Origin of the sequence: Lysinibacillus sp. FSL L8-0312 (assembly GCF_038003285.1) — a bacterium.
GTDB lineage: Bacteria > Bacillota > Bacilli > Bacillales_A > Planococcaceae > Lysinibacillus > Lysinibacillus fusiformis_D.
In genome coordinates this window covers 3,357,892-3,383,714 of record NZ_JBBOOV010000001.1, presented here as the reverse complement: position 1 = coordinate 3,383,714, position 25,823 = coordinate 3,357,892, and the positions used below count along the sequence as shown (strand labels likewise).

Here is a 25,823-nt window from a genome sequence, read left to right as displayed (position 1 = left end):
AAGTCAACAAAAGTTTTCCAATATGATTAATAAATGTATAATAATACCATTTTCACTATCTATATAGTGCTAACAATTTTCTACAAATTTTTTAATTCATAGATATAGTTTGCTATAGAAAGACAGAATACTCGCTACATTGGATGAAATTAAAACATTTTCCAATAAAAATTGATTATAATTCACAATTTTTGCTGATTATTAACAATAGGATCGGTTTAAAACATTTTGAGGGGAGGATTTCTATGAGTTCAGACAAAAACAATGTTTCTCGTCGAGACTTTTTGAAAACAACAGGTATTGCTGCTGGTACATTAGTCGGTGGTGGATTAATAGGAGGGCTAGTAGGCTACAACATCCAAGGTAAAGGGACTTCCACTCTGGAGCATGGTGGGCATGAAACGAATGAGGCTACTGGTTCGCCTAAGGCTAAGATGTTTTTTAGAAATGAAAAAGATTTTAGTATCTTATCAAAGGCTACAGAGCGTATCTTCCCAGAAGATGATTTAGGGCCCGGCGCTATAGGCTTAGATGTTCCCTATTTTATCGATCATCAACTGGCAGGAAATTATGGGAGTAACTCTAAAGAATATATGCAAGCTCCATTTGACGTAGGTGCCCCTACACAAGGCTATCAAAGTCGTTTAACACGAGCAGAAATTTTCAGGCAGGGCATTCAAAAATTAGAGGACGAAGCTCAAAAGCGTTATCAAAAGAGCTTTAATGATTTAGAAGGTAAACAGATGGATGAAATTTTAACAGCCTTTCAAAAGGGTGACATAGAAATGGTTGGGGTGACATCCGCATTCTTCTTTACACTGCTGCGTGCGGCTACATTAGAGGGTGCCTATTCTGACCCTATGTATGGCGGAAATCGTAATATGGATGGCTGGCGCATGAAAGGCTTCCCTGGCCACCAAATGGCTTATATTACACAAATAGAAGATGCGAAATTCCAAAAAATTGAGCCTAATCCATTAGGCAATCATTAAGGGGGGTTAGAAAATGGCTAAAACATTACCTAGTGTAGACGTTGTAACAGTTGGCGTAGGTTGGACAGGCGGTATCGTTGCTGCTGAATGTGCCAAAGTCGGCTTAAAGGTGGTCGGTTTAGAGCGTGGTCAAAAGCGTGGTACCGAAGATTATTTAAATGTTCACGATGAATACCGTTATGCCATTCGATATGATTTGATGCAAAATTTATCTAAAGAAACGGTAAGCTTTCGAAATGATCGCAATATGAAGGCATTGCCAATGCGACAGCTTGGCTCCTTCCTACTTGGAGAGGGTCTTGGAGGATCAGGGACGCACTGGAATGGTATGACTTATCGATTTTTACCCTATGATTTTCAAATAAAAACATTAACAGATAAACGTTATGGACCAAACAAGCTTGGACCAGATTATCTAATACAGGATTGGGGTTTAACATACGATCAACTAGAGCCCTATTTCGATAAATTTGAAAAAACAGCAGGTATTTCAGGTGATGATAAAAATCCATTTAGCGGCAAGCGTTCAAATCCCTATCCTACACCACCTATGAAAAAAACACCTATGCTTACGCAGTTTGAGAAAGCGGCACAAAGCTTAAAGCTTACACCTTATATGGTGCCATCTGCCAACGTATCCGAGGTTTATAAAAATCCTGATGGTGAAACGATCAATGCTTGTCAATATTGTGGTTTCTGTGAACGGTTTGGCTGTGAATATGGCGCAAAATCTTCTGCAGAAATTACAGTCGTCCCTACCGCTTTAAAGACAGGAAACTTTGATTTACGCTTCAATTCCAATGTTGTCGAAATTTTAAAGCAGGGCAATAAGGCTACTGGTGTAAGATATATCGATACTGTGTCGGGAGAAGAATTTATTCAGCCTGCTAATGCGGTTGTATTGACTAGCTATGTCTTTAATAATGCCAAGCTGTTAATGGTCTCAGACATCGGTGAACGATATGATCCTACTACTGGTAAAGGCACACTTGGCAGAAACTATTGCTATCAAATCTTACCTGGTGCTGCGGGGTTCTTCGATGAACAATACAATACATTTATGGGCGCAGGTTCATTAGGCATGTGTATAGACGACTTCAATGGGGATAATTTTGACCATAGTGATTTAGATTTTATTCACGGAGGAAATATTGCTCTTACACAGACAGGTACTCGACCAATCGGTTCCAATCCAACACCACCAGATACGCCTACTTGGGGACCTGAATTTAAAAAGCAGTCTATTTATTACTATACACGCTCATTCGGTATTGGTGCGCAAGGAGCATCTATGCCACATAAGCAAAACTATTTATCACTGGACCCTACCTATAAAGATGCTTATGGCTTGCCATTAATACAATTAACATACAATTTTACTGAGCAGGATCGGGCACTTCATAAATATATTTCCGCAAGAGCAGCTGACATTATGAAAGAGATGGGTGCAAAAACAATTGTTCCTAACGCTGAAATTACCGACTACAATATCGTACCTTACCAAACAACGCATAACACAGGTGGGACAGTCATGAGTTCAACGCCAGAGCAAGGTGTCGTGAATAATTACCTACAGCATTGGGATGTTGATAATCTGTTCGCGGTAAGTGCAGGCAACTTTGCACACAATAGCGGCTACAATCCAACAGGTACATTAGGAGCACTTGCTTATCGCTGTGCAGAGGGAGTTATTAAATATAGTCAATCAGGCGGTTCTTTAGTGTAAAAAACTTATATTTAAAGGAGGTAAGGCTTATGGGAGGTCTTGGAGCAATTGGAGTACCTGGATTAATCATTATTTTGGTCATTGTATTAATTGTATTTGGTCCGAAGAAATTGCCAGAAATCGGCGGAGCAGTTGGCAAAACGTTTGCAGAATTTAAAAAGTCCACTAAAGGGCTTATGGATGATGAGGACGATTCCGAGAAAAAGGTCGAAAAAAAATCTGATGCTTCGTAGGAGGGGTTCCTATGGATCCATATGAAGACGGAAAAAGAAAATATTTAAGCCCCCTTGATAAACCACAAGCTGAGCTTCCATCACCCATGGAGGCTTTAGCTGAAATACCTGTAGTAGCAATTGAAGAAGATCATGTAGCAGATGAACCTCTGATACCTGTTACCTCATTATTGGAACATCTTTCTGAGTTGCGTAAGCAAATTATAAAAGGGCTAACAATTTTCATTTTATTTTTTATTGTAGTCTTTTCGACTATAAATATTTGGTTTCCATTCATAACTCGAGGTCATTCTCTCGTTATTTTAGGGCCGCTTGAGGTTGTTAAATTTTATATGACTATTTCTACTACTTTAGCATTTGGTCTTGCAATGCCTTTTCTCGTTCATTTTCTGTGGAGCTTTGTAAAGCCTGGCTTAAAGGAAGAGGAAAGTCGATTTTTAGGTCTCTATGCACCGATTATGCTAGTTCTTTTTTTAATAGGAATAGCTTTTGGCTACTTTGTTGTCAATCCACTTAGCTATACCTTCTTAGTAAGTATCGGAGCTACCAATTTCGATGTTATGGTATCAGCTAGTGAATATATGCATTTTTTAATCATGACCACCGTACCGCTCGGTTTATTATTCGAGTTACCCATTGTTGCTCTCTTTTTATCAGCCATTGGTGTACTGACTGCTGAATCCATGAAAAAAATACGAGGCTGGTCTTATATCGCAATGGGCGTAGGTTCTGCTGTTATCACGCCACCCGATTTTATCAGTCAGCTACTCGTATTAATACCTATGATTATTTTGTATGAAATTAGTATCTATCTTGTGAGACGTACAGAACGTAAACAAATTGAAAGCACTGCGTAAAATTTAACGCAGTGCTTATTTTTTCTTTAATTCCATCACAATAATTTCCGGAAGATTAAAAATGCGATATGGTACTGAGCTATTTCCTAGCCCACGACTAACCACCATTTCAGTCGATCCTGCTTCGTAGACACCAGCTGTATATTTTGGAAACAGCCCCTGTCCTGGCGCAACAAGTCCACCAAGTCCAGGAATACGAACTTGCCCACCATGCGCATGTCCCGAAAATACTAAATCCATGTGATACTTTACATACGTATTAAACACCTCAGGTCGATGTGCCAGTAACAGCTTAAACATATCGTTTGGTAAATAAGCTGTTGCTATGTCTAGCATGTCTGCCGTGGATCTACCCATTAACGGATCCTCAATTCCAACAATCGCCAAGCGCTCCCCGTCGCGCTCTAGTACGGTCGATTCATTGGCCAGTATATGTACCCCTAACGATGACAGCGCCTCATAAATTTCATCAACCTTATTCGTCGCTACTTCATGGTTGCCCAGTACATAATAAACATCCGCTATTTCAACTAGTCCTTTTACTGCCTGTAGACTTTGCTTTAAATCGTAGCGATTGCTATCTATCACATCACCTGTGATAAAGATATAGTCAGGATTTGTATCCTTAACCTTTGCAATCAGTCTTTGCTGATTGTCACCAAAGAGGGCGTCATGTAAATCCGATACCTGTACAATGCGTAGCCCTTCAAAGCTGGCAGGCACTTTTTCTGATTCGAACACATGCTTACTTACGACTAGCCAGTGATTGTTTACGTACAAAAAAATGACTATAAACACAACAAAGCATACACTATATAATAATTTTTTCAATCGCAATCGCTCACTTTGCGGCTACTTTGTTCAGAGAAAACTCTGACTTCCTTATTATAAGCAAAAAACAGAGTGATTGTAAGCATATGCACTATAAATAAATAAAATGCACAAAATCCATCTAAAATGGACTCGTCACAATAGGCATTCACTCACATTTTAACTATTCTTAGTTTACTTTCACATGCTATACTGTAGGTATAATTACATATTATTTCCTTTAAATATAACAAGATTGAGAGAACCATAATGAGAAAGCTAATACTTATTTCTATGGTCATTATTAGTGTAGTGATTATTGGTGTGGCGTCACAGTTACTCAAACATGAAAGAACCGACGCTCCTAAAGCTGTTGCTGGCGTAATAGACCTAAAACAATACGATTTGCACCACAATACAGTAAGTTTAGATGGAGAATGGGATTTCGTCCCCGATAAATTGTTGAATTATTCCGATTTCGATAACCATCATTCCTATTTAGTAGAAGTCCCGTCACAATGGTCAAAGTATACGCTCAATAAAGAAAATTTCACCACTTTCGGCAGTGGTACTTATCGATTAAAAATTTTAATCAATAATCCCGATGATATTTTAGGTATCAAAACAGGGAATATTCGTATGTCCAATGCCATTTATATTGATGAAAAGCGTATTGGACAAAGCGGTGTACCTGCTGAAGAGTCAATATATGTACAAAAGAATGTACCCTATGTTGCTTACTTTCAACCTAATAAAAACGAGTTAGAGCTGCTTATACATGTGGCTAATTTTGATTATGCATCAGGTGGAGGAATTATTGGTTCAATTTTCATTGGAGATCAAGAAAGTATTGGAAAATTAAGAGAAAGCTCTCTTTTTTACGATTTGATAACGATTGCTGCTTTTTTTACAATGTTTATTTATTTTGCTGGTTCTTATCTCTATGCGAGACTCGATATCGAACAGCTTTATTTTTCCTTATTTTGTTTCATGGTCGGTTTATATAGCGTCTCCCATGGTGAAAAAATTTTAATGTCGTTACTCCCTGTTACCTATGAGTTCCTGATAAGAATTCAAATTATTTCGAGTATCGGTACAGGTATCTTCATGCTGTTGTATTTTTACTATGCCCTTCAACAATTTGCTTATGAAAAAATTGTAAAAATACTTTGTATAATTGGCGTTTTATTATTAGCTACGGTTATGCTCCCCATATCCATTAGCTCATACTTACAATTTGTGTACTCTATTTATATTTTTATGAATATCTTTTATATCCTTTATATTCAAATCATTGCTATCTTTAAACGATCAGTAGGAGCTATATATTTATCGCTTAGTTCGATGGCTATTCTCATCTATATGGTCGTAGCTACTTTAAATCTGAATATTAATCTAGAAATCTATTCATTACCACCTTTACTTCCTTTTATTTGTTTAACGATGCTTTCTCTTTATATTTCCCATCGTTTTACTGACTCTTATTTAGAGAAAGGACGAATAACAAGTGCTTTAATGCGAGTAGATAAATTAAAAGATGAGTTTCTCGCAAAAACTTCTCATGAATTTCGTACGCCCTTACATGGTGTAATTGCTATTTCTCAGTCCATGCTAGAGCCTCAGGAAAGCACCACATTAACGATGGAACAAAAAGAAAAAATATCGCTCATCTTTAATATCACAGAAAAGTTATCACATCTTGTTAATGATATATTAGATTTTTCAAAGATAAAAGAAGGTGAACTAAAACTACGTCTTACTAATGTTGATCTATATTCTGTAACCCATGTCATCGTTGAAATATTGTCGTACATCGGCAATAAAGACGTAAAAATTTATAATTATATTGAACGAGGTAAGTTTCTATTAGCTGACGAAGATAGGCTACGTCAAATTCTTTATAATCTAATTGAAAATGCTGTTAAATACACCAAGCAAGGAAAAGTTGAAATTTCATGCTACGAAGAACATAGATTCCTTGTTATTGAAGTAAGTGACACCGGGCGGGGTATTGCGCCAGAACATTTAGAGTCAATCTTTGAACCATTTCGGCAGTTAGAGGATGCAAGTAGAGGTGCAGGTCTAGGCCTAAATGTGACAAAAGAACTTGTGCAGTTGCATGGTGGAGAAATTACTGTTCATTCAGTTGTAGGTCAAGGAACAACTTTCTACGTTAAGCTACCTATTGAAGCAATAAAGAAAGAGCAGCAAGACAAGGAACATAGGAATAAAATTATACTAACTAAAGAATATTCTCCAGTAACCTTTCCTCATTTTGCGGGAAATAAAGTAGGGAAAAAAATTCTAATTGCTGATGATGACCATATTAACCTAAAAGTATTAATCGATATTCTAGAAAAGGAAAATTACTCTATCATTGCTGTAGACGATAGCCAGCAAGTCTTTGAACAATTAACACTGCATCCAGCTATCGATTTATTAATTTTAGATATTATGATGCCTAAGTTGTCTGGCTATGAGGTTTGCCAGCAAATTAGAAAAAGCTATTCTTCTGCGGAGCTACCAATACTAATGCTTACAGCCGCCATTCGTCCCGAGGATTTGATTGCTGCTTTCCAATCCGGAGCGAATGATTTTCTACATAAACCACTAGATACGGCTGAACTAAAGACAAGAGTTCGAAATCTTATTTTGTTAAAAGAATCTGCTGAAACAGCTATTAAAATGGAGACAGCTTTTTTACAAGCACAGATTAAACCTCACTTTATTTACAATGTGTTAAATTCGATTTTATCGCTCAGTTATTTAGATTTAGATAAAGCACGGACAATGATTACCGATTTTGCAGCATTTTTAAGAAGCAGCTTCTCATTCGAAAATACTAATAGCTTAATTGCCTTAGATCAGGAACTCCAGCTTATACAGGCCTATGTCAATATTCATCGAATGAGATATCCAGAGCAGCTCGATTGGGAAATTCAGATGGAGGAACCATTCAATATATTGATTCCTCCTCTACTACTACAGCCTTTAGTTGAAAATGCTCTTTTTCACGGTTTAAAAAACAAACGAAACAATGGTCGAGTGACAATGAAAATAGCAAAAGAACAGCAAATGATAAATATCCAGATTAGAGATAATGGTATTGGCATGACACAAGAAATGTTAGACAAAATTTTATCAGAAGAACCTTCAGTTCATCAGAGCGTTGGGATTCGAAATATTGCCAAACGTATAAAAAAATATGAGAATGCCACCTTCCGTATCGATAGTGTTGTCGATGAAGGAACAACTGTACAAATAAATTTCCCACTAATCCCGGATGAAAAGAGATGAAAGAATGTTAAAATCGATTATTGTGGACGATGAAATCTTAGCAATCCACTTATTAGAGGCTATGTTAAAGGACAATGAGACAGTTGAGATTATTGGCAAGTTTACAAGTCCTCTAGAGGCTATAGACCATATTCCTAGGTTGAAGCCAGATATTCTTTTTTTAGATATTGAAATGGCTGATATGAATGGCATTGAGGTTGCCAGTAAAGTAGAAGAATTAGCGCAATCAATGGATATTATCTTTATAACTGCCTACGAGCATTATGCTATTGAGGCGTTTGCAGTTCAAGCAGTAGACTATATTTTAAAACCGATTGAAAAAATGCGTTTACTGAAAACCATTGAAAGAATCGCTTTACGAAGGAAGCAAATACAATTACTAGATAGGAAAGATGAGGATATTAGCATCATCGATAATTTTCACTTTCATGTTCATTCAAGAAGAGTCTATATTGAAGATATAGCATTAACATTATCAACAAAGGAATTTCAAATTTTATTTTTTCTAGCACAACGCCCCGCGCAAATTTTCCATCCAACTGAATTGTACAAGCTGATTTGGGCTGAGGAAAGTATTGGACAAACACAGGCATTGAAAGTGCATATTAGTAATTTACGAAAAAAGCTGGAGTTCGCCTCGGGTCATCGAGCAAAAATTGTTACTGTGAGAGGATCTGGTTATCAGTTCCTTTTTGAATAAAGTCAAAAAACACGACGATTGGAATAAACTCGTCGTGTTTTTCATTCATTTTTTTGCCGCTTCTTGAATCTCATTAAATGCCCAATGATTACTCAGAACATCTTTAAATATTGGCGTTTGAAGCTCTGTTGTTACTTGACGCTCAAACAAGTCATTTAATACTTTGACCGCTTCAGCACGTGATAAATAACCATCTGGATTAAATATATCCACCGTCATACCGTTCATAATGCCCAATCCATTGACAGCATTAATTGCTTTAACAGCCCAATGATTGACGCTCACATCTTTGAAAATCATACCTTGTGAGGTAGATTTACAAAATTCTACATTTGGACTGTCTGCGCAATGCCTTTCCATCCACCGAACTGCTACTGTCGCCATTTGTGCTCGTGTAATAAAGCCGTCTGGATGGAAGTTTGTCTCAGTAATGCCTTTAAATAAACCTGCATCCTTCGCAAATTCTATTGCATCTTTTGCATCATGTTGTATTGTATCTGTATATGTCGCCCTCGCTTGGGGAATTGCATTACCTGTTAATTGACGAGCAAACATACTTGCCATTTGTGCTCTTGTAACAGGGGCATTCGGACGGAAGGTACCATCCGGATAGCCTTGAATATAAGGTGTATGTGTAACAGCGTCAGTAGTTGGTTCCTTTACATCTTCCTTTTCTGGTACATAGAGAATAGAGAAAGTAGAGAACTTATTTACCTCAAACTGTAAGCCTGCTATTCCTTTTTGATATTCTACAACCTTCCCACGTACAACCTCTTTTGAGCCATCACTATGCTCGATAAAGATTGCCAAATGAGCTAGTTGTTCATCTGTTAAATCTGTAGGCAACGGCAATGTTAAAATAACAGGACGGTTTTGCATATTTGTTTCAATTGTCATCGGGCGACCAAGCAACTCAACAACTGCACTTTCGACCAATTGCTGAACAACGATTTCCCTTTTGGCTCGTTCTTTGATCTCTAGTTGTTTATCTAGCTCTTTTATAGGAACAAGTCGGAAATAGAGGTCATCATTAAATATTTCCAATGAAGTTTTAGGCACTTCAATTCTAACGTTATCTGTGGCAATTTCAAGATGAACTGCACCAGTTTTTAGAAGTGTCACTACATTATTTGGTATGGAAACATGAACTTGATTTACTTGATCCTTCTGGTCTGGAATGATGACCCTTGCTGTATCATTTCCTTGTTCCTTTAATTTTTTAATCGTCTCTGTTGCGCTCTCTGCTGTTAATGTCACTTCATCCTTCATAGTGTTGTCTACATTTTTTGTTCGTTTTATTGTTGTTTTAGAAACTAGGTTTCCATCACCAGACTCAACATCTATTACAATTTCCTCTACTTTGGTTGAAGGTATTGCTGAACCTGGCTCAAGATTTGGTGATGGATCAGTATTGCCACCACCTGTATTATTACTAATCCATTTAGCATAGATCACTGTGTTCGCTGTAATTACATTATCAAAAGTATATGGTGTTGTGTAGGCACTACTCGTATACCAGCCACCAAATGTATAGCCAGCTTTCGTTGGCACTTGCGTCGGCTGACTTGCTTTTCCTCTATGTGCCACCACCTGATTTGAAACGACACTTCCTCCCGCTACATCGAAGCTCACAGTATAATGATTAATTGTCCATTGTGCAAAAAGTGTGACATTCTCTTTAGCCATTTTAAACGTCTCATTCGGCAAATAAGAAGTTCCTGTCCCATCCGCCTTTGTATTCCAGCCTATAAAAGAGTGCCCTATTTTAACGAGGTACCCACCATTTGCAGCTACAATAATATTGTCATTTTGACTATATGTTGCATTATCTTGGGGTGCAGTTCCACCCGTACTACCATTACCATTGTATAAAACCGTATAAGTTAAAGGTGTTATAATTTTTGCTGATGATGATACCCCTTGATCCCCATCTAAAATTAGTAATTCATCACCTTTTGGCTGAACAGTAAAAGTATAGCTTCCTATGCTATTTGTTTGGAACGCGGTAGTAAAATCAACACCTTCATTGATATTTCCAGCTAATACATTCGCTGCTGTTCCAACTGCCGTTCCTTCCTTATACAGAAGCACATCATAGCTCAACGCATTAGGAATAGTCTGCCATTTTGCAATATTTCCATCCCAGCTCAAGCCATTTGTAATGCTTGCTAGCTTAATAACCGTTTGTGTATTGGAATGGCTTGACGGAACTCCATCTAAATATACTAGCCCGTCTCCCTTGGCAGTTACGGTTACTGTATATGTCCCCACTCCAGCTGCACGCATTGCTGGTAAGAAATTATGCGTTGTTGTATCTGCTGATATGTCAACGATACTACCAATCGGAGAGCCATCTTTTAAGAGCTGCACAGCATAGCAAGATTCGCCTGTTATATCTGTCCATGTTGCAATACCACTAGGGCTTAAAGCAACATTGTCTACTTGTTCGAGAGTAGGTAATGCTCTTATCACCGTAAGGGTATATGTTTTGGTTGCTACTCCGTTTTCAGCAGTCACAACAATGGTAATTGTGTTACTGCCTACATTTAGAGGTATTGTGATCAATAGCCCACTTGCAATGGCGGAACCATTTACTGTAAGAGTTGCACTACTATTTGCAGTTGTTGGCATTATACCAATATTTTCAACATTATGAGCCACGTTGATCTGATAATCCAATATACTATCTGTAAAATTTGGACTTAAACTGCCTGGTGAAATAACTAAATTACTTAAATAGGCATTATTACTAGGAGGTAAAGTGGTAAAACTCCATATATTTTTTGCTGTTATGCCAGCTACACCTTGATTGGATGTATCAACGAAAGTTCCATCATCCATCAATACATAATAAGTTGTTGCTTTTATTAAATTATTTGTTAATTGAATTGACACGTTACTGCCATTCACTGTCACATTTGTTGCAGTGGCTTCTATTGTTTCTATTAAATTATTATCTTGATCATAGATACGAAGATGTTTTCCTGCAATACCACTCACACTCTTGCTAAAATTTAGCGTTAGCGTAGGATTAATAGAAGCATTTGTCATATTGTTAACTGGTACGGTTGATACCAGTGTGGGAATCGGAACTTCATTGACATCTGTCACCGAAATAGTAAACACTTTTTCAAAAGATAAGTCGCCTTGATCTGTCACCCTAATCCGTACACTGTAGCTATTTTTTGTTTCATAATCAAATGGACTATTCGTTTGTAGTTTATCCCCAGCTATACTAAAGCCACTATTATCTGTTGACCCAGCACCACCTACTAAACTATACGTAAAAGAGGAAACTGCATCAGGATCAGTGGCACTTAATGTACCCACTTTGGTTCCTGATGGTTGATTTTCTTCTACTGATGTTGGGCTTAATGAAATATCTGTTGGAGCTTCATTGACATCTGAAATATTTATAGTGAATGCTTTTTCATATAAATTATTGGCACTATCGGATACTTGAATCCGCACACTGTAATTATTCTTTGCTTCATAATCAAATATTCCTGCTGTTTTTAGCTGATTCCCATCGACGGTAAAGCTACTGTTATCTGTAGCTCCTGTGCCAGCCACTAAACTGTAAGTAAACGTTTCTCCAACATTTGGATCAGTTGCGCTAAATGTACCAACAACCGTTCCTACTGGCTGATTTTCTGCTACTGTCAGCGAGCTCAGCACAATATCAGTTGGACGCTCATTTAATTTTGTCACCGAAATGGTGAATATTTTTTCAAAGGTTAATCCTCCATTATCCATTACCTGAATTCGAACACTATAGCTGTTCTTTGCTTGATAATCAAATGAACTATTCGTTCGTAGTTCATTTCCTACTATGCTAAAACTACTATTATCTGTTGACCCGGATCCTCCTACTAGACTATACGTAAAAGAGGAAACTGCATCAGGGTCAGCGGCACTTAATGTCCCTACTTTGGTTCCTGATGGTTGACTTTCTATTACTGAAGTCGAACTTAATGTTATGTCGGTAGGTGCACTATTTTGCACATCACCATACGTAATCTCTAAGTATGGGCCCAATTCGGGTGCAATTGGATTTTCTGATTTTACAATTACCATATTTTTAGCGTCGCTGCTCAGTAAAAATGTAATCTGTTGTGTATCAATTGCAGAGGGATTTTTCAATAACTCTTTTACATCAATTGATACATTAATTGGCTCGCCTGACGTATCCTTCAAAACCGATACTTTTTCAGAAGGTATATCTAAATTATTTGGAAAACTACCATCGTTCCAGTTACTTGATCCAACTCTTATTACTAAATCGGAAACTGGCATATCATTAATATTATCATTATCATTTGTAACATTTAAAATAAGGTTAGCCGAAATAATGCTTTTAGTTGTATTAATATTATTAAATTTCACAGCAGCTACACGTGTTTTATTATCAGTAGTCTTTGAAACATCTAAATAAATCTCTTCGTTAATATATTTTTCGAAGTTGCCATTACTATCGTTTAGTGCATTCAACTGTGCTACTGGAAGTAACGGCGGTACTGTAGAACTAGCACTTGCAGGTTGTATTCCTAAGGTTGAGAAAACCATTGCCAAAATGGTTAAAATTATTAATATTTTATATACTGCTGTTTTTATAAAAGATACTAAATCCATTCTCACTCCTCCTTGTTAGGGCTTCTGAGGATATATTCCTTCTAAACAAATAATAAAATTCATTGCTACAAAAGGCTGCATATTATTATGTGGCTGATTTCCTCCTTGTGGCTTTACTATGTCCACTTTCATTGCAACTGGATTTTTCACATTAACATATGGCTTTGCCGAAAGTGCTGACTCACTTCCCCAAATGGCATTAGTGGGGTTGTCAATTCCACCTGCTACTACAGAGGAACCCTGTGCGCTATGTGTATGAATAGGCATTTGCATTTCATTAAGTGTTACTGTGCTCGATCCTATTGATTGTGCAAATGTCCTTGGCGTTAAATTAGGACCATCGCCATAATGCATAGGGGCATGTCCCCTTAAATCAGGTAATTTAAATGTTGTCTTGCCATCTCCACCATAAGTTATGCCGATAATGGAATATAGAGCATTATATTGAGCAATAGATAATAGACTGCCATCACATAATGCCCAATCCCTCGGAGCATAGTTTCCTGCGAAAATTCTAATTTCACCTAAATACGGATCCATTCTCTAATTCCTCCTTATACTCTACTTGGAAAGATGCCCATTATTGCGATACAAAAAGATACGCTTAAATAGGGTTGCATATTATTATGTCCTTTATTCTGCCCTGTCATTGACAAAGCAGCTTCATTCATGGCTGTATTATCTTTTTTAGCATAAATATTCTTTCCATTAACTGCACCCCATGTATTATCTTTGGGGGAGGGCTTATCTGTTGTTGATGAATCTGCTGTTATTTGATGTGTATGAGCAGGTATCTCGTTAACTGTCAATGTATGTGTTGCTTCTCCTCCTATTGATCCATAGGCAATCTGATTACCTGAATGTAATGGTACCTTCCCCTGTAAATTGGGAATTGCAAAAATTGTCTTACCATCCCCTCCATATGTAAATCCTAACAATGAAAAAAGTGCAGTATTTGTAGCTACCGGTAAAAGTTGACCATTACAAGGAAGCCACCCATTCGGTATTTTATTGAAACTAAAAAGACGTATTTCTCCTAAAAATGGCTCTGCCATTATACTCACTCCTTTTTATTGAAAATCGGGATAAAGACCATTCGTTGCAATAATAAAATTAATAACAAATGATGGCATAATGTTACTATGAGATTGAGTTCCACCTACATTAGAAACTAACTTGTTATTCATTTGTACAATATTACTGGAAACATTTGTTTGATAGTTGGTGAGGTTTGATACACCCCATGTATTATTAGCTGGTGAATTTTCTGTTGCTTCATTTGCTATATTATTGGCATAAACGCCATGAGTATGTGCAGGTAGATATTCCTCGGTTAACATAACTGTCTCCACTCCACCTTTACTTGCCCATGGATACTGAGAACAATTATGAATCGGTAATCTTCCACGTAAATCAGGTAAAGCAAAATTCGTTGCACCGTCTCCCCCGTATTTGACACCTATTAATGAAAAAAGTGCCTCATTACCTGTAATAGTTAATAATTGACCATTGCATAGTTCCCATCCTACTGGGGCATATTTACCGCTAAACATGCGAATTTCTCCTATATATTGATCTGACATTATGCAAACCCTCCCTTATTGTAATTTCAATGAGTGCTATAAAAACGCATTAAGCAATACTCGCTAACACATCTTTATGTGCTTCTTGAATAGACTCTACTTTCATATCTACTTCGATGCGAAATATTTAGAAAATGATAGGTACATAATCTTGAGCTTTTTGAAATTGAAAGGTTTCTTTCTCACTGCCATCTCATTTTCAAATATATTTCATCTGCTGACGATACTTGAAATCCTAATCTCTCATAAAGATTTCTCGCAGGATTTGTATGAAAAACTTGCAATATAACTGGCTTATTCCCTTCTCTTGCCTTCTGTAGAAGTTGAGTAATTAAAAATGTACCTATCCCTTTACCTTGGTAACTTGGTAAAATTGAAATATCAATAAGATGATGATAATCTGATAATTCTTCCGTTAGTAATCTCCCTACGTATTGTTCACCTACAGCAATGATAGAATGACTTGCCCCTGGAAATTGCTGATGATAGGAAGCTTGCTGTGCGCGCCATTGCATTTCTAAAAAAAGCTTCTTTTGTTCAGCTGACCATCCCCATGAATCTATTTCTTGATTTCTTGTAGATGCATAGATTTCGAAAAGAAATGCTTCATCTTCCTTTGTGATAGATTTAAGCTCTATTTTCATCACATTTGTTCCACTTTCTTTTAAACATACTTATTAGTCACAATGATAGATCTTACAAAGTTATGTCCTTTTTCAGGTAAGTCTTCCCAGCTATCTACATGCAATTGATGTTCAGTTAAGCATTCAGCTCGATTTTTACTTTTTTGAGGTACGTCTAGGACTAGCGAGATTGTGCCATAGGATTTTTCGCCTGATGGGACTTTATCTCGCCATGAACAAGAGCATTCATAACCATTCGGACCCGTTGAAGCTTTTACTCCTAATGCCTGCAATGTTGTATTTGGTGGAATACTAACTGGCTGCTTGTCCTCCTCATCATTGGTATTCCAGATTCCCCATTCCAACTGTGATTGAAAAACTTCAAGCTCACGGTCTGTTGCATTTGTAATCATTAATGAAAATGTCCAAGTCGCCATTTTAGTACTCTCCTCCTGTCGTCACTTTTTTCTTCGCGTTATCCATCACATCATATACATGTGTACGATGTAATACTGCATAATCCCATTCAGATGCGCCAATGAGCGTTGTGACATTATTATTGTCCGTTCGATAAAGAAGAATCATTTTACTAAAAATCCATGGCACAACGTCCATATCCTTATCGCTTGGGGCTTCAAAAACTCTTTCCTTTGATTTTTTTTCAGTTTGCTGTTGCTCTTTTGTAACAGCGTTTAATATATTAAATTTTGCCTTTAATTCCGCCTGTAGTTCCTGCGCTACGCTCGCCTTCACTACTTTTTCTTCAGATACGGAGATCTTTTCAGTAAATTTAAAGGCTGTTTCAATAGTGCTAACCTTCTCCTCTACCACCTTACTAGCAGTAGATAATCCATACTCATCTTTAACTGTAATTTTCCCCTTTTTAGTAACAGTTTCAATCTTAGTAGCATCCGCTCTTAAACAAGTCACCTCTACAGAAAAATACTGTTGCACTTCACGCTGCTTTAAATAAAGACTATCAAATTCTAAATCATTTACCCCGTCCCATAATATTTTAGAAATATTGAAGAGAGACGTTCGGAATAATGACATTTTTTCAAAATGAACACCACTCGGAATATATTGATTCAGATCTATATCTCTAACATCCTCAATTTCTTTCAATGTTTTGATTTTGGACCAGTCCGTAAACAAATTGTTACTTATTTCTTTTTGTCTCCATTTATCCAATTTGTTAGAAATTCGTATATTTCGAACAAAGTTATGACCATCATGTGTAATATCTTTCCACTCCGCTACTTCAAAATATCCATTTGCTCGACATCTAGCTTCATTAGGATCATTATAGGGAACATTTACATAAAGGCTTATTACTCCATACGGTGCTTGATATTCATTATTTTTATCTTTCCAGGAACAAGAAAATTCATAACCATTTGGTCCAAAAGCTGATTTGGCGCCAACAGCTTGAATCGTTTCCCCCGCTTTAATAGATTGAGGTTCTTTATCCTCTTCACCACCTGTATTCCAATAACCCCAATGCAACTGTGATTCTACCAGCTCTAAATCTCGATCTGTGTCATTCGTGACATTTAGATAGAAAGTCCATGTCATTGTTTGATTCTCCTGTTAATTGAATTTTCAGAATAATTTACATGTAATTTTTTACTATCTGTATCCCATGATGTCGATTATTGTATTTTTATGAGACTTTCTTACAGCTTTAATTATAGTATAGGTTCCATCTATTCTCTATAAAATAATTCCATTTTTTAGGTTAATTTTTCTTAACCTTCACTTCATTATTTAGTTCAATTCAATCAGATTGAAACTTTTCACCTTATCAAAACAACAAAAATCTGCAAAAGGTGCAGATTTTTATTGTTTCCTATTCATTTATTTGAAAGCGAGAGAATATCTTCCAGACTAATTCATTACGGTCTCCCACACCTACTTTTTGAAAGATTAGCTTTAAATGATCTTGTACAGTGTAGCTAGAAATGCCAAGATTATATGCAATCACCTTTGTTGGTATGCCCCTCATCATTTCCACTACTACCTCTTTTTCTCTAGGTGTGAGTTGATAAGCAGTTAGTAAAAAAGCCAACATCTCTTTAGGAGACGCCTCATTTAATAAAATGGCTATTTGCTGCTGTAAATCGGTTGTCATAAGAAAAGAAGCTTGGATTGTAATATATCCTTTGTCATGGATAGGCACTAGTAAGGAAATAGGTGTATTGTCTTCAGCCTGTAACTTAGCGCAGGATGCCTGTATGGGCTTGGGTAATTGCCCATCCGACAAGCCTTCATTACTTCTTAAAAATGCTAGTATTTGAGAAGCCTTCGTACTCATAGATAAAATATGATAATCCTTATCTAAAATAACGATGCCACTCTCTCCTGCTTCTGTTGACAGCCGCTCTTCAATAATTGAATGGTAGAACGCCTTTAATGCCTCTCCCATCACTGGCATGAGTATTTTTACTTGTTCCAGCTCATCATCTTGAAAGATGGGCTGTGCATTTTTCATCTTTTTAAAAAGAGTTAAAAAGCCATAACATTGCCCCTGAAACATTAATGCAGCTCGAATTTCGTCGCTAAAGCCATTGGGCACTAATATCTCCCTATAACGCAAGCTCTGACTACTTGCATCACTTAATCGTCCTATACATTGGCCACTTTCCACTAGCTTTCTATAGTTATTCACATCTTCAAATGCATATTCAAAAGTCATTATTTTTTGATGAACATCCTCAATCGATTGCTCTGTTACAGCACCGATCGAAAAAAGGGTTTGCGTATCTGTCACTGAACAGCAATAGGCATCAAAATCAATGAATTTCCGTAATTCTTCTACCATCATTTGTCGATATTGAAATGAATTTTGACTATTTTTTATACATCTCTCTGATATCCTTTGCCAATCATGACAATTTCTCATAAAACTCCTCCCCCCAGAATTATGGGATAGCACATTCCCCATAAGTATTTATAATTGAGAATAATTCTTAATTATATTGTACAACACGGAGGTATAAAAATGAAAAATCCACTACATGATTGGCACAGTCCCATTGTATCTACTTATCAAAATACCATTCGACAAAAAATTATAGGCTATGACCTCATCTATAACATGATGACAGATATACTTCGTGGTCACCCTGTCATTGATAACACTTTAGTAGTAGGTGCTGGCGGAGGTCAGGAACTTCTTACTCTAGGAGAAGCCTTCCCTTCCTCACATTTTACAGCCGTTGATACTTCAACAATCATGCGACAGGCTGCTGATCAGCGCATACAGCAGCTTGATCATGACCTTCATATTGATTGGTATGAGGATGATGTACTTTCCCTCAGATTCCACCATCCATATGATGTTACTACCTGCCATTTGGTTTTACATTTTATAAAGGATCTCGAACAAAAAAGGGCACTACTGCAAAAATTGGCAACAAGCCTACAGAATGGGGGCGTCTTATTCATTTCTTCTATTAATGCTGATATGACAGACACAATATGCCAACAGCAGCTCAAGTATTGGCGAAATTCCATGTACCAAAATGATATTTCCGAAGAAGATTGGTTACGTTTTGAGCAGTCCTTTGGCTCAACTATTTATCCAATTAAACTTGAATTATTGATTGACTTACTACATGAGGTCGGCTTCACAAAGATTGTTCCCTATTTTAAATCATATTTAGTCGATGCATTAGTAGCCACGAAGGAAGAGGTAAATAAATGAGCAGAGAAAATATTTTAATTGTCGGAGGCTATGGTGAAGTCGGTAGTAAAATGGCAACTATGCTACTCACAAGCTATCCAAACAAAATATGGATTGCAGGTCGAAGCTTTGAAAAGGCAAAACAATTTTGCGCACAACACCATCATCTTGCTAAGCCTATCCAAATGGATGTGTCCAAGACCGTAAACGCTCAGCAATTAGCCAATGTAGCACTTGTCATTATGTGTCTAGAGCAAAAAGATACTGCATTTGCACATCTCTGCTTGAAGGAAGGGATTATGTATATCGATATTACGGCAAGCTATGCCTTCCTAAAAAAATTAGAGGAACTCCATCCAATAGCTAAACAGAATAATGCAACAGCCGTTTTTAGTGTTGGTATGGCACCTGGATTGACTAATTTAATGGCTATGCATGCTGCACAGCAATTAGCCTCCATCGAGAAACTCCATATTTCTATCCTACTAGGAGCAGGCGATACACATGGAAACGCGGCTATTCTCTGGATATTACACCAACTAAACATTCCGTTTTATAGTTATAAAAATAAAAAAACCACTAATTTTACTAATAGGAGAAAAGTTCCGTTTAAAGAGCTTGGCAAACGTAGTGTGTACCAATTCAACTTCTCAGACCAACATACATTAGCAAAGCATTTCCCTACTATTCCAATCATGACAAGATTGGGCTTTGATGTAGAGTCACTCAATTGGTTCGTATCCTTTTTGCAAAAAAGCCGAATTGCAAAATTGTTAAAATTCAACAAAATACAAACAACACTCGCTTCTCTCATTCAAAAAATAAAAATTGGCTCAGAGGTATGTGGCATTCACGTAGAAGCCATTGGGAAAAAACATCATAAAGAAGCAGTCTTTACATTAGACTTTCTTGACCGTGATGAATCTCTCGTGACAGCAAAAGTTGCAACGGCGATTGCTAAAGAACTCCTGAACAACAAGCATCCTTTTGGAACTTATCATATTGAGGAACTGTTTACACTAGAAACATTACAAGCTCAATTCACATTTTCTTCCCAATAAAAAAAGCATTTAGCACTCGCCTATACGGGAGAGCTAAATGCCTCTGATTATTTATAAAACTTTTTCCAAAAAATCCTTTGCACGCTGTGTTGATGGTGCTGTAAAAAACAATTCTGGTGGAGCATCCTCAATGAGCTTACCACCATCAAGGAAAAGAATACGATCAGCAACCTCACGAGCAAAGCCCATCTCATGTGTCACAATCAACATGGTCATACCTGAATCTGCGAGGCTTTTCATAACTGCTAATACCTCTTTTACCATTTCAGGATCAAGTGCTGATGTAGGCTCATCGAATAATATAACTTTAGGGTCCATCGCAAGTGCTCGCGCAATGGCAACACGTTGCTTTTGTCCCCCAGATAATCGGTTTGGATATTCCTGGCGCTTCTCAAACAGTCCTACTTTCTTCAGTAGTTCTTCTGCTTTGTTGATAGCAGCTGTTTTATCTAACCCCTTCACATTGATTGGGGCATATGTTAAATTTTCTAGTACTGTTTTATGAGGGAAGAGATGGAAATGCTGAAATACCATTCCTACTTCTGCACGTATTTTCATAATATTTGTCCCTTTATCCGTAAGGACATCCCCTGCAATTGTTACCTTTCCACTCGTGGGGATTTCTAATAAGTTTAAGCAACGAAGGAATGTCGATTTACCAGATCCTGATGGTCCAATAATGGCGATTACTTCTTGTTCTTTGATTTCTGTAGAAATACCCTTTAGTACTTCATTTTGCCCATATGATTTGTGTAAATCTTCAATTTTAATCACTTTTTCTCATTCCTTTCTCGATTCGTTTACCAAGGAACGTTAAAACAAGCGTCATAAGGTAATAAATTACTCCCGCAAAAAGTAATGGCTCAAGATAACGGTATGTTGAACCTCCTACAATATAGGCACGACGCATAATATCTAATGCACTGATTACCGTCACAACGGCTGTTTCTTTATTTAATGTAATAAATTCATTAACTAAAGATGGTAAAATATTTTTTACTGCTTGTGGAATAATAATATCCTTCATCATTTTTGCATATGGAATTCCAAGTGCTTGTGCAGCTTCCATTTGCCCTTTATCCACTGCATTAATACCAGCACGGATAATTTCTGAAATATAAGCACCAGAGTTTAAACCAAATGCAATAATCGCTGTAGGAATTGGTTCAATTTGAATATCCAGTAATTGTGGTACTGCATAATAAATAATCAATAATTGTAATACAAGTGGTGTACCACGGAAAATCGACGTATAGAAATCAGCAAACCAACGTAAAACATTGACCTTACCAATTTTACATAATGCCAGTAGTATACCTACGATAAAACCGATGATGGATGCACCGATTGCAATTTGAAGTGTAACACCTATCCCTTTTAAAATATAAGGAATAGAGGGAACAATCGCCGTAAAATCTAAATTCACAGCGCTCCCTCCTTTCTTTTTCATCTTGATACAGCTATTGTTTTTTATACAGAAGGTGAAACGTCGAGCATAGAAAACTCTCCCCTCTATAGGGGAGAAGAAAAGCACAAGCGATAGCCCAAATAAGAGCTATCGCACGCTTTAATTATTCAACTTTTTCTAACCATTTTTCTTCTAACTCTTGAATTTTTCCTTCTTCTGCTAATTCTTTTAGTGCTTTGTTAATTTTATCTTTCAAATCGCTGCCCTTTGGAACTGCGATCGCTTTGAAATCTTCCGGTTGTTCTTCTACAGGAAAGGCTTCTAATTGGTCATTTGTTTTTAAATAACCTTTCGCAACGCCACCCTCTAAAATACCTGCGTCTAAGCGTTTAGACATCATATCTTGAATAATCTCAGGGATACGTGTACGTCCTTCTACTGCTACATCTACTTTTTTTGCAATATCATTACCTAAATTTTCTTGAATAGATGCTGTTTGTACACCAATCTTTTTTCCAGCCAAGTCAGCTTCTTTTTTAATGCCGCTATCCTTTTTAACAATGATTACTTGCTCTGTTTCATTGTATTGATCAGAGAAATCAACCACTTTTTCACGATCTGGGTTTGGTGTCATACCCGAAATAACTACATCAATTTTCCCTGCTTGTAATGCTGGTACTAAACTGTTGAAGTCCATATCTTGCACTTGCATGTCAACGCCTATTTTTTCTCCAACTAATTTGATTAAATCAATATCAAATCCAATAATTTCTTCACCTTTAGCTGCATCAACATATTCAAATGGAGCATAGTCAGCTGAAGTACCAACCTTTAATACTTGCTTGTTCCCTGTATCAGTATTAGATCCTGTATCGCTTGCATTATTATCTTTAGTGCCGCATGCTGCAAGTACACCTATAACAAGTACAAGCATTACCATGAATAACTTGTTCTTCATAATCATTGATCTCCTTTTATTTATAATTTATTGTGTATGAGAATTCATTTCTCGAAAATAGTTGATTGGATATTTATTCATACTTAAGAATAAAAAATCTATCTGCTAATTAAGATATACTCTTTTGAAATAATAATCAAGATAAACTAAAAATATTTTAGCGAATTATTATATACACAATTTTCAGATAAGTCAATTTATTTATATTTCAATTGCTCTTTACTATACTATTTTCCGAAAGCACAACAATTATCCCATAAATATTGAATTAAAAATAAATAAAAAAAGACCCCCAATGTAATGGAGGTCCTCCAATTTATTTTTCCTCAGGAAACAACTTTGTCTTTAGCTCGTCCTCCCCAGAGCCTTCTGCTAATGGAACATGCGAACGATAAGCTGCGCGGCAGATTAAATGTCCAGCAACTGGTGCTGTTACAAAGACGAAAAGAATACCTAAAATGAGGCGTACACTGACAAAACCATCATGCACCCAAAAATAGATAAACGTACCTAATAAACAAGTTAACACTGATAATGTAGAGCTTTTCGTAGCAGCATGTGATCGTGTATACACATCTGGTAAGCGAATCATGCCAAATGCGCTAATAACGCTCACTATTGAACCTATCAAAATAAGGATGACGGCCGCCCATTCAATCATTTGATTTACGTTCAACAATCACACCTCTTTCAATATATTTGGTAAAGGCAATTGTACCAATAAACGCTAAAATACCTAAAATAAGAATGGCCTCCAAATATGCCTTCGTCTTTAAAATAATCGAAACAATCGCAATGGCCGATAAAAGATTTACACCAATTGTATCGAGAGCTATGGCTCGATCAGGCATTGATGGACCACGGATGACTCTATACAGCGACAGCGCAATGGAAATACTAAAAAAAGCAAGCGCTAGCAGTAGAACATTGGTAATCATTAGCGTGTCACCTCCATTATTGCTTGTTCAAATTTCCCAATTGAGCGTATGACAGCATCCTTAGACTGCTCAATGTCCATGGCATGGATATAAAAGACATCGCCCTCTTCTGATACTTCCATCACTACAGAGCCAGGTGTTAACGTTAGCAGTAAGGCAAGAGCTGTAATCTCCCAATCGCCCTTAAGTACCGTTTTATACGTGAAAATACCAGGTGTAATGTTAAGCCTTGGAGTAGTTATTTGTCTTATAACGCTATAACTTGATAAAAATAGCTCCCAATTAAACAGCCATAATAATTTTAAGATTGAAAAGACGCGTCGCAAGTAAAATTGGGTGCCATAAAAGCGATGCATCGCATATAAAATACCCATACCTACAATAAAGCCCATTAAAAATGTCGAAAAATGTGGTGTCACTTCATCCTGTAAAAGTAACCAAAGTGTTGCGATAAATAAATTTAAGATAAACTGCATAGCCATTATTTATTCACCTCACCTTGCCATAAATCACCATCTAAAACAGCATCAATATAAATAGATGGTGTATAAAGTGTTTCCGCTGCATCTGTTACAAAAGGTGCCAATTTTTCAGCCCCAATACCTAAACCGAGTGTACATGCAGCCAATAGTGTTAATGGTAGCAGAATACGTTTTGGTAAAGGTTTTTCATCCTCTATACTAATGATGGTTTCTCCAAAAAAGGAAGAAAGAAATATTCGTAGCAGTGAATACAAAACAATTAAACTAGAGAAAAATCCTAGACCTAATAGAACAAAATTGCCACCTTCTATCGCACCTTGTCCAATTAAAACTTTTCCTAGAAAACCGCTTAATGGCGGTATACCAGCTAAAGAACACATAGCTACAAAGAATAACCATCCAAAAAAAGGATAATTTCGTATAAGTCCACTCATTTTATCTATTACCGTTTCCCCAGTGACATAAATCATCATACCAATTGCTAAAAACAGCATAGCCTTGGCTACCATATCATGCATTAAATAGTAGACAACGCCTTGCAAGGCTGATTCTGTACCAATCGCTAGACCAGCTACTATAAAGCCAACACCAATCAGCACATTGTAGGAGGCAATCGTTCTGACATCTCGTCCTGAAAGAGCGCCGATACAGCCTGCTATAATCGTGACTCCAGCCATTATGCCGAGTGCCATATGTGTGACTTCCGTATTGTTAGGGAAAAGCAATGTAAAAGTACGTACAAGTGCATAAATCCCTACCTTTGTTAATAAAGCAGCGAATAAAGCAGCAATAGCAGTTGGTGGTACACTATAGGAGCCTGGCAACCAGAAGAATAATAAAAGTCCAGCCTTCAAGCTGAAGACAATCAAGAAAATAAGCGCCACTGTTGTAATAAGAGGATTAGTCCCTGCCTCCATCACACGAACAGATATATGGGCCATGTTTAATGTACCCACTGTGCCATATAGGAAAGCTAACGCCACTAAGAAAATCCAAGAGGCCACAATATTGATGAGCACGTATTTCAATGCTTCACGCAGTTGAATTTTCTCGCCACCTAAGCTAATAAGTGCATAGGAAGCAAGCAGCATTACTTCAAAACATACAAATAAGTTAAAAATATCGCCCGTCAAAAATGAGCCGTTAACGCCCGCTACCATGAGTAAGGTAAATGGATAAAAATACATTTTTTCATACCTTAACTCCATCGTAAAAATTGCATATAGTATACAAATAACGGCCACAAGATTAGCAACTAACACTAATAATGTTGCAAATGAATCTGCCACAAATGAAATACCAAATGGCGGAGCCCAGCCACTAAAATCAATTCGCAATATACCTTGATGTTGAATCTCTAACAATAAAATAATGCTAATAATAACAATAAAGCTTAATGTCAATAAGCTGATGATACGTTGTAACATCACATGCTCTTTTAAAAAAACCAGTAAAATAGCTGTAATTACCGGTACAATTAATGGTAAGACAATTATATTACTCATCCGGCGTACCTCTCAATTCATCAAAATTCCCTGAACCATTTGTCTTGTACGCACGATAGCCTAAAACTAAAACAAATGCAGTAACAGCAAAGCTAATCACAATAGCTGTTAAAATTAACGCTTGTGGTAACGCATCTGTATAAGGGCCCTCTGATTCCCCTAATAATGGTACAGCTCCTTTTTTAAGACCTCCCATTGTCAGAATCAGTAAGTGGGCAGCATGTGATAAAACAGCAGTGCCTAATATAACACGCAATAACTGTTTCGAGAGGATTAAGTACGTTGCAACAGCTACTAATATACCTACTAAAACAAGTATTAAAGACTCCATTG

General features: G+C 36.9%; 25 protein-coding genes. 8 read left to right on the top strand and 17 right to left on the bottom strand.

The features are described 5' to 3' along the window. Nucleotides 1–245 precede the first annotated feature (245 nt). Genes MHI22_RS17120 through tatC form a run of 4 tightly spaced genes read left to right on the top strand, consistent with a single transcriptional unit; the run spans nt 246 to nt 3,808 of the window. Complete coding sequence (locus MHI22_RS17120) at nt 246–992, top strand: gluconate 2-dehydrogenase subunit 3 family protein (RefSeq protein WP_058843752.1); 747 nt, start codon at nt 246–248, stop codon at nt 990–992. 13 nt (nt 993–1,005) lie between these two features. Then, nucleotides 1,006–2,718, top strand: coding sequence for a GMC family oxidoreductase (locus MHI22_RS17115; RefSeq protein ID WP_340812401.1), 1,713 nt, complete (start codon nt 1,006–1,008; stop codon nt 2,716–2,718). Nucleotides 2,719–2,747: 29 nt separating this feature from the next. Then, nucleotides 2,748–2,951 (top strand): twin-arginine translocase TatA/TatE family subunit, encoded by a 204-nt coding sequence (tatA, locus tag MHI22_RS17110; protein ID WP_036125774.1) that lies wholly within the window; start codon nt 2,748–2,750, stop codon nt 2,949–2,951. An 11-nt stretch (nt 2,952–2,962) separates the two neighbouring features. Beyond that, entirely contained in the window at nt 2,963–3,808 is an 846-nt protein-coding gene (gene tatC / locus MHI22_RS17105) for a twin-arginine translocase subunit TatC (protein ID WP_340812400.1), read from the top strand. A 15-nt stretch (nt 3,809–3,823) separates the two neighbouring features. Here the strand turns inward: tatC and MHI22_RS17100 are convergent, their stop codons facing one another. Then, a complete protein-coding gene (locus MHI22_RS17100; protein WP_058843756.1) occupies nt 3,824–4,639 on the bottom strand; it encodes a metallophosphoesterase in 816 nt (271 codons plus the stop codon). 249 nt (nt 4,640–4,888) lie between these two features. On the opposite strand from MHI22_RS17100, the gene MHI22_RS17095 reads away from it, so the two are divergent. Together MHI22_RS17095 and MHI22_RS17090 are read left to right on the top strand one after the other, a co-directional pair. Further along, complete coding sequence (locus tag MHI22_RS17095) at nt 4,889–7,915, top strand: ATP-binding protein (protein ID WP_271912069.1); 3,027 nt, start codon at nt 4,889–4,891, stop codon at nt 7,913–7,915. Nucleotides 7,916–7,919: 4 nt separating this feature from the next. Next, a complete protein-coding gene (locus tag MHI22_RS17090) occupies nt 7,920–8,615 on the top strand; it encodes a response regulator transcription factor (protein WP_058843758.1) in 696 nt (231 codons plus the stop codon). Nucleotides 8,616–8,660: 45 nt separating this feature from the next. On the opposite strand, the gene MHI22_RS17085 is transcribed toward MHI22_RS17090, so the two are convergent. From MHI22_RS17085 to MHI22_RS17050, 8 genes are all read right to left on the bottom strand, one after another. After that, nucleotides 8,661–13,247 (bottom strand): cadherin domain-containing protein, encoded by a 4,587-nt coding sequence (locus MHI22_RS17085; RefSeq protein ID WP_340812399.1) that lies wholly within the window; start codon nt 13,245–13,247, stop codon nt 8,661–8,663. A 15-nt stretch (nt 13,248–13,262) separates the two neighbouring features. Then, nucleotides 13,263–13,787 carry a phage tail protein gene (locus MHI22_RS17080; protein ID WP_058843759.1) on the bottom strand — a complete coding sequence of 175 codons (525 nt, stop codon included), beginning with the start codon at nt 13,785–13,787 and terminating at the stop codon, nt 13,263–13,265. Between the two features lie 14 nt (nt 13,788–13,801). Then, the gene (locus MHI22_RS17075; RefSeq protein ID WP_058843760.1) at nt 13,802–14,302 is read right to left on the bottom strand and encodes a phage tail protein; all 501 of its coding nucleotides are present in this window, start codon (nt 14,300–14,302) and stop codon (nt 13,802–13,804) included. A gap of 15 nt (nt 14,303–14,317) precedes the next feature. Continuing rightward, a complete protein-coding gene (locus tag MHI22_RS17070) occupies nt 14,318–14,830 on the bottom strand; it encodes a phage tail protein (RefSeq protein WP_058843761.1) in 513 nt (170 codons plus the stop codon). A gap of 182 nt (nt 14,831–15,012) precedes the next feature. Beyond that, nucleotides 15,013–15,474 (bottom strand): GNAT family N-acetyltransferase, encoded by a 462-nt coding sequence (locus tag MHI22_RS17065; RefSeq protein ID WP_058843762.1) that lies wholly within the window; start codon nt 15,472–15,474, stop codon nt 15,013–15,015. A gap of 20 nt (nt 15,475–15,494) precedes the next feature. Next, nucleotides 15,495–15,890: a hypothetical protein gene (locus tag MHI22_RS17060; protein WP_058843763.1), complete on the bottom strand. Its 396-nt coding sequence runs from the start codon at nt 15,888–15,890 to the stop codon at nt 15,495–15,497. Between the two features lies 1 nt (nt 15,891). Further along, entirely contained in the window at nt 15,892–17,028 is a 1,137-nt protein-coding gene (locus MHI22_RS17055) for a hypothetical protein (protein WP_058843764.1), read from the bottom strand. 274 nt (nt 17,029–17,302) lie between these two features. After that, on the bottom strand, nt 17,303–18,355 hold the full coding sequence (locus tag MHI22_RS17050) for a response regulator transcription factor (RefSeq protein ID WP_058843765.1): 1,053 nt from the start codon (nt 18,353–18,355) through the stop codon (nt 17,303–17,305). Between the two features lie 99 nt (nt 18,356–18,454). Between MHI22_RS17050 and MHI22_RS17045 the strand changes: the two genes are divergently transcribed. Together MHI22_RS17045 and MHI22_RS17040 are read left to right on the top strand one after the other, a co-directional pair. Further along, entirely contained in the window at nt 18,455–19,159 is a 705-nt protein-coding gene (locus MHI22_RS17045) for a class I SAM-dependent methyltransferase (protein WP_340812398.1), read from the top strand. Further along, nucleotides 19,156–20,199, top strand: a complete 1,044-nt coding sequence (locus MHI22_RS17040; protein WP_058843767.1) for a saccharopine dehydrogenase family protein — start codon at nt 19,156–19,158, stop codon at nt 20,197–20,199. The genes MHI22_RS17045 and MHI22_RS17040 overlap by 4 nt, the downstream gene beginning before the upstream one ends. Before the next feature lie 51 nt (nt 20,200–20,250). Here MHI22_RS17040 and MHI22_RS17035 read toward each other — a convergent pair whose 3' ends face one another. The 8 genes from MHI22_RS17035 to MHI22_RS17000 all read right to left on the bottom strand — a co-directional run bounded on the left by MHI22_RS17035 (nt 20,251) and on the right by MHI22_RS17000 (nt 25,821). Continuing rightward, on the bottom strand, nt 20,251–20,973 hold the full coding sequence (locus MHI22_RS17035) for an amino acid ABC transporter ATP-binding protein (RefSeq protein WP_036125761.1): 723 nt from the start codon (nt 20,971–20,973) through the stop codon (nt 20,251–20,253). Next, nucleotides 20,966–21,625 (bottom strand): amino acid ABC transporter permease, encoded by a 660-nt coding sequence (locus MHI22_RS17030; protein ID WP_036125759.1) that lies wholly within the window; start codon nt 21,623–21,625, stop codon nt 20,966–20,968. The genes MHI22_RS17035 and MHI22_RS17030 overlap by 8 nt, the downstream gene beginning before the upstream one ends. A 145-nt stretch (nt 21,626–21,770) precedes the next feature. After that, a complete protein-coding gene (locus MHI22_RS17025) occupies nt 21,771–22,565 on the bottom strand; it encodes a transporter substrate-binding domain-containing protein (protein WP_036125757.1) in 795 nt (264 codons plus the stop codon). A 316-nt stretch (nt 22,566–22,881) separates the two neighbouring features. Beyond that, the gene (locus tag MHI22_RS17020) at nt 22,882–23,241 is read right to left on the bottom strand and encodes a Na+/H+ antiporter subunit G (RefSeq protein ID WP_036125106.1); all 360 of its coding nucleotides are present in this window, start codon (nt 23,239–23,241) and stop codon (nt 22,882–22,884) included. Beyond that, complete coding sequence (locus MHI22_RS17015; RefSeq protein ID WP_058843768.1) at nt 23,219–23,503, bottom strand: Na(+)/H(+) antiporter subunit F1; 285 nt, start codon at nt 23,501–23,503, stop codon at nt 23,219–23,221. Before MHI22_RS17015 ends, MHI22_RS17020 begins: the two co-directional genes overlap by 23 nt. Then, on the bottom strand, nt 23,503–23,985 hold the full coding sequence (locus MHI22_RS17010) for a Na+/H+ antiporter subunit E (RefSeq protein ID WP_036125100.1): 483 nt from the start codon (nt 23,983–23,985) through the stop codon (nt 23,503–23,505). Before MHI22_RS17010 ends, MHI22_RS17015 begins: the two co-directional genes overlap by 1 nt. Continuing rightward, on the bottom strand, nt 23,985–25,490 hold the full coding sequence (locus tag MHI22_RS17005) for a Na+/H+ antiporter subunit D (protein ID WP_036125097.1): 1,506 nt from the start codon (nt 25,488–25,490) through the stop codon (nt 23,985–23,987). The genes MHI22_RS17010 and MHI22_RS17005 overlap by 1 nt, the downstream gene beginning before the upstream one ends. Then, nucleotides 25,483–25,821 (bottom strand): Na(+)/H(+) antiporter subunit C, encoded by a 339-nt coding sequence (locus MHI22_RS17000; RefSeq protein ID WP_036125094.1) that lies wholly within the window; start codon nt 25,819–25,821, stop codon nt 25,483–25,485. The genes MHI22_RS17005 and MHI22_RS17000 overlap by 8 nt, the downstream gene beginning before the upstream one ends. Between the last annotated feature and the right edge of the window lie 2 nt (nt 25,822–25,823).

Excerpts from the sequence above, each read along its gene's own strand:
- MHI22_RS17120 (WP_058843752.1), top strand. The coding sequence starts at position 246 with ATGAGTTCAGACAAAAACAATGTTTCTCGTCGAGACTTTTTGAAAACA.
- MHI22_RS17115 (WP_340812401.1), top strand. The coding sequence starts at position 1,006 with ATGGCTAAAACATTACCTAGTGTAGACGTTGTAACAGTTGGCGTAGGT.
- tatA (WP_036125774.1), top strand. The coding sequence starts at position 2,748 with ATGGGAGGTCTTGGAGCAATTGGAGTACCTGGATTAATCATTATTTTG.
- tatC (WP_340812400.1), top strand. The coding sequence starts at position 2,963 with ATGGATCCATATGAAGACGGAAAAAGAAAATATTTAAGCCCCCTTGAT.
- MHI22_RS17095 (WP_271912069.1), top strand. The coding sequence starts at position 4,889 with ATGAGAAAGCTAATACTTATTTCTATGGTCATTATTAGTGTAGTGATT.
- MHI22_RS17090 (WP_058843758.1), top strand. The coding sequence starts at position 7,920 with ATGTTAAAATCGATTATTGTGGACGATGAAATCTTAGCAATCCACTTA.
- MHI22_RS17085 (WP_340812399.1), bottom strand. The coding sequence starts at position 13,247 with ATGGATTTAGTATCTTTTATAAAAACAGCAGTATATAAAATATTAATA.
- MHI22_RS17080 (WP_058843759.1), bottom strand. The coding sequence starts at position 13,787 with ATGGATCCGTATTTAGGTGAAATTAGAATTTTCGCAGGAAACTATGCT.
- MHI22_RS17075 (WP_058843760.1), bottom strand. The coding sequence starts at position 14,302 with ATGGCAGAGCCATTTTTAGGAGAAATACGTCTTTTTAGTTTCAATAAA.
- MHI22_RS17070 (WP_058843761.1), bottom strand. The coding sequence starts at position 14,830 with ATGTCAGATCAATATATAGGAGAAATTCGCATGTTTAGCGGTAAATAT.
- MHI22_RS17065 (WP_058843762.1), bottom strand. The coding sequence starts at position 15,474 with ATGAAAATAGAGCTTAAATCTATCACAAAGGAAGATGAAGCATTTCTT.
- MHI22_RS17060 (WP_058843763.1), bottom strand. The coding sequence starts at position 15,890 with ATGGCGACTTGGACATTTTCATTAATGATTACAAATGCAACAGACCGT.
- MHI22_RS17055 (WP_058843764.1), bottom strand. The coding sequence starts at position 17,028 with ATGACATGGACTTTCTATCTAAATGTCACGAATGACACAGATCGAGAT.
- MHI22_RS17050 (WP_058843765.1), bottom strand. The coding sequence starts at position 18,355 with ATGAGAAATTGTCATGATTGGCAAAGGATATCAGAGAGATGTATAAAA.
- MHI22_RS17045 (WP_340812398.1), top strand. The coding sequence starts at position 18,455 with ATGAAAAATCCACTACATGATTGGCACAGTCCCATTGTATCTACTTAT.
- MHI22_RS17040 (WP_058843767.1), top strand. The coding sequence starts at position 19,156 with ATGAGCAGAGAAAATATTTTAATTGTCGGAGGCTATGGTGAAGTCGGT.
- MHI22_RS17025 (WP_036125757.1), bottom strand. The coding sequence starts at position 22,565 with ATGAAGAACAAGTTATTCATGGTAATGCTTGTACTTGTTATAGGTGTA.
- MHI22_RS17015 (WP_058843768.1), bottom strand. The coding sequence starts at position 23,503 with ATGATTACCAATGTTCTACTGCTAGCGCTTGCTTTTTTTAGTATTTCC.
- MHI22_RS17010 (WP_036125100.1), bottom strand. The coding sequence starts at position 23,985 with ATGGCTATGCAGTTTATCTTAAATTTATTTATCGCAACACTTTGGTTA.
- MHI22_RS17005 (WP_036125097.1), bottom strand. The coding sequence starts at position 25,490 with ATGAGTAATATAATTGTCTTACCATTAATTGTACCGGTAATTACAGCT.
- MHI22_RS17000 (WP_036125094.1), bottom strand. The coding sequence starts at position 25,821 with ATGGAGTCTTTAATACTTGTTTTAGTAGGTATATTAGTAGCTGTTGCA.